Here is a 3,414-nt window from a genome sequence, read left to right on the forward strand (position 1 = left end):
GCCGAGCTTGGCCGACAGCACCGTGAAGCCCTGCCCCTGCAGCGCTCGGCTGACGAGGTCGAGGTCGGCCGGGTCGGTCAGGAACATCGTGACGCCGTTCTCGTCGGCCGGCTCGAAGTCCTGCGCGCCGGCTTCGATCGCCGCCACTTCGGGGTCGGCGCCCGGCGCCGCCGGCTCGGCCTCGATCATCCCCAGGTGGTCGAAATCCCAGGCCACCKAGCCCGAAGCGCCGAGCTGCCCCTTGCGGAACAGCACCCGCATGTCGGACGCCGCGCGGTTCACGTTGTCGGTCAGGCACTCCACCATCACCGGCACCCGGTGCGGCGCGAAGCCTTCATACAGCGCGTGCTCGAAGTGCACGACCTCGCCGGTCAGCCCCGCGCCCTTCTTGATCGCGCGGTCCAGCGTGTCCTTGGGCATCGAGACCTTGCGCGCCTGCTCGATCACCAGCCGCAGCCGCGAGTTCGCGGCCGGGTCGGCGCCGTGCCGCGCGGCCACCATGATGTCCTTGGCCAGCTTGCCGAACAGCCTGCCCTTGGCATTGGCCGCCAGGTCCTTGTGATATGCCTTCCACTGCGCGCCCATGCCGGTGTTCCTTGATCGTCGATGCCCCGGGCGACGTGCTCGGGGCGAACGATTCTAGGGGAGTGCCCGCCGCAGCGCGGCGTGCAGCTGCGCGCGGCGGATGATGTCGAGGTGGCTCGCCCCGTCGATCACGGTCGTGGCGACCACCGGCGCGTGCTGCGTCCAGTCGCGCAGGCGGCCGACCGTGTCGTTCACCGACTGGCCCGCGTGGAAGACGTGTATCGGCGTCTCGATGCGGCCATGCAGGTAGCGCGCCCCCTGCACCCGCTTGTCGATCGTTGCCCACAGCAGGTACTCGGCCGCGTCGTCACCATCGCCATCGAGCGGCAGCGCGCGGTCGCCCAGCAGCACCTGCTCGGCCAGCCCGTCGCGTTCCACGTCGTCCAGCCGCGCGAACAGCTCGCGCCATGCGTCGGCCATCGTCGATCTCGACACCCAGGCATCGATCTCTCGCCAGGCCAGCGCGCGCTCATCGCTACCGAGCGGCCGCGAGGCGCACAGCGGCTCGGTCTCGAACACGTCGACCATGCCGAGGAAGTCCACCGCGACCCGCCCCTGCAGTTGCCGCGCCACCTCGATCGCCAGGTCGCCGCCCGACGACCAGCCGAGCAGCGCGCAGCGCCCGCCCACCGCCGTCGCCTCGATGAAGGCCGCGTACTCCGCCGCCAGCGCCTGCACCGCGAACCCGCRCCAGCGCCGCCGCGTGTAGACGTGGCTGACGAAGCCGTGCACCGGCCGCGTGCCGAGCAGCGTCTCGGCCAGCGGCAGGAACTCGCGCGAATTGACGATCATCCCCGGCAAGCAGTACAGCGGCACGCCCTCGCCGCCCGCCTGCAGGCAGATCGCATCGTGCTGCTGTTCGAGCCGCTGCTGCAGACGCCCGGCCAGGTCACGCAAGCGCGTCGCCTGCATCAGCTCCGACAAGGCCAGCCCGGCGCCGCCCGGCACCTGCTTGCGGATGCGCGCGATCAGCTTCAGGCTCAGGATCGAATCGCCGCCGAGCTCGAAGAAGTCATCGTCGCGGCCGACGGCCGCCAGCCCCAGCACCTCGCCGAAGATGCGCGCCAGCGCCTGCTCGGTGGGCCCGCGCGGCGGCTCGATGGCGCGGGCCGCCGCGGCTTGCACCGGCCGCGGCAGCGCCTTGCGGTCGATCTTGCCGTTGGCCGTCAGCGGCATCGCGTCGAGCACGACGATCGCCTCCGGCACCAGCCAGGCCGGCAGGCTGCCTTGCAGCACAAGCCGCAGCGCCGCGGCGTCCAGCGTGGCACCCGCCCGCGGCACGACCCAGGCCCACAGCACCGTGCCCCCCGACTCGCCCACGCCCGGCAGCACCGCGGCATCGGCCACGCCGGGCAACTCGCGCAACCGCGCCTGCAGCTCGCCCGGCTCGACGCGAAAGCCGCGGATCTTCAGCTGGTCGTCGCTGCGGCCGAGGAACACCAGTGCACCGTCGCTGCGCTGGCGCACCCGGTCGCCGGTGCGGTACAGCCGCTCGCCCGTCTGGAACGGCGATGCGACGAAGCGGCCCGCCGTCAGCCCCTGCTGCCCGCGATAGCCCCGCGCCAAGCCCGGTCCGCCGACATACAGCTCGCCGGCGATGCCCGGCTGCACCGGTTCGAGCGCGTCGTCGAGCACGAAGGCCGACATGCCGCCGATCGGCCGGCCCAGCGGCAGCGCTGCATCGTCGTCGCTGGCGACGTGCATCAGCATGCCGACGCAGGTCTCGGTCGGCCCGTAGTGGTTGACGATGCGCAGCCCCGGCCGCAGCGCGCGCAGCGTGGCCAGCAGCGCCGCATCGGCGGCCTCGCCGCCCAGCACCAGCGTGTGGGCCGGCAGCACGTCGTGCGGCCGTGCCGCATTCAGCAGGCCCTTCAGGTGGCTGGGCACGATCTTCAGCACGTCGATGCGGTGGCGCTGCATCGCGTCGGCGAAGGCATCGGGGTCGAAGGCTGCGGACGCATCGAGCATCAGCAGGCTGCCGCCGGCGCACAGCGCGCCGAACAGCGTGGTGTGGCCGAGGTCGGCGGCCACCGTCGACACCATCGCGAAGTTCAGGCCCCGCGGCGTGTCATCAGGCAAGGCCAGCCGCGCGAGCATCGATTGCGTGTAGTTCGCGAGCGCGCCGTGCGACACCACGACACCCTTCGGCGCGCCGGTCGAGCCCGAGGTGTAGATCAGGTACGCAGCCTGGTCCGGCAGCAGGACGGGCTCGGCCGGCAGCAACTCCTGGCTCGGCACGTCGAAGTCCGGCACGATCACCGGCAACGTGCTCCACGGCACCGGCCCGGCGGCCATCAGCGCGCGGGCGCCGCAATCGCGCAGCATCGCCTGCAGCCGCGGCACCGGCAACGCGGGATCAAGCGGCACGGCCACGGCACCGGCCTTCATCACCGCCAGCATCGCCAGCACGAACGGGCTGCCGCGCTCCAGCAGCAGCGCGACGCGCTCCTCGGCGACGATGCCCTGCCGGCCGAGCTGCGCGGCCAGGCTGCGCGCGGCGCGTTCCAGCTGCGCGTGGCTGTGCGAGCCCTGCGCATCGACGACGGCCGGGCGTTGCGCATGCCGCGCCGCCTGCGCAGCCCACAGCGCCGGCACGCTGTGCCACGGCCAGGCCACCGGCTCGCCGTGCAGCACCGACGGCTCGCCGGGCAGCGTGGTCGACGCCAGCGCGCGCTGCGGGTCGACGGCCGCCTGCGCGGCGAGGTGCACGAAGGCCGCGCGCAAGCGATCGATGGTCGCGCGGTCGAACAGGTCGGTGGCCCAGGCGAGCTGGAAGTCCAGTCCGCGGGCGTTTTCCATCACGTCGAGGCTCAGGTCGAAGTGCACCTC

The 3,414-nt window shown here is 72.8% G+C and carries 2 protein-coding genes; both read right to left on the reverse strand.

Annotated features, from left to right (window positions below; genetic code table 11):
• A partial coding sequence (locus AC1D15_RS22855; RefSeq protein ID WP_477827770.1) for a YebC/PmpR family DNA-binding transcriptional regulator occupies positions 1-585 on the reverse strand: 585 nt, incomplete at its 3' end.
• A gap of 54 nt (positions 586-639) precedes the next feature.
• On the reverse strand, positions 640-3,414 hold a 2,775-nt coding region (locus tag AC1D15_RS22860; RefSeq protein WP_477827771.1), incomplete at its 5' end, for an amino acid adenylation domain-containing protein.

This window comes from Rhizobacter sp. P2_H2 (genome assembly GCF_056403375.1).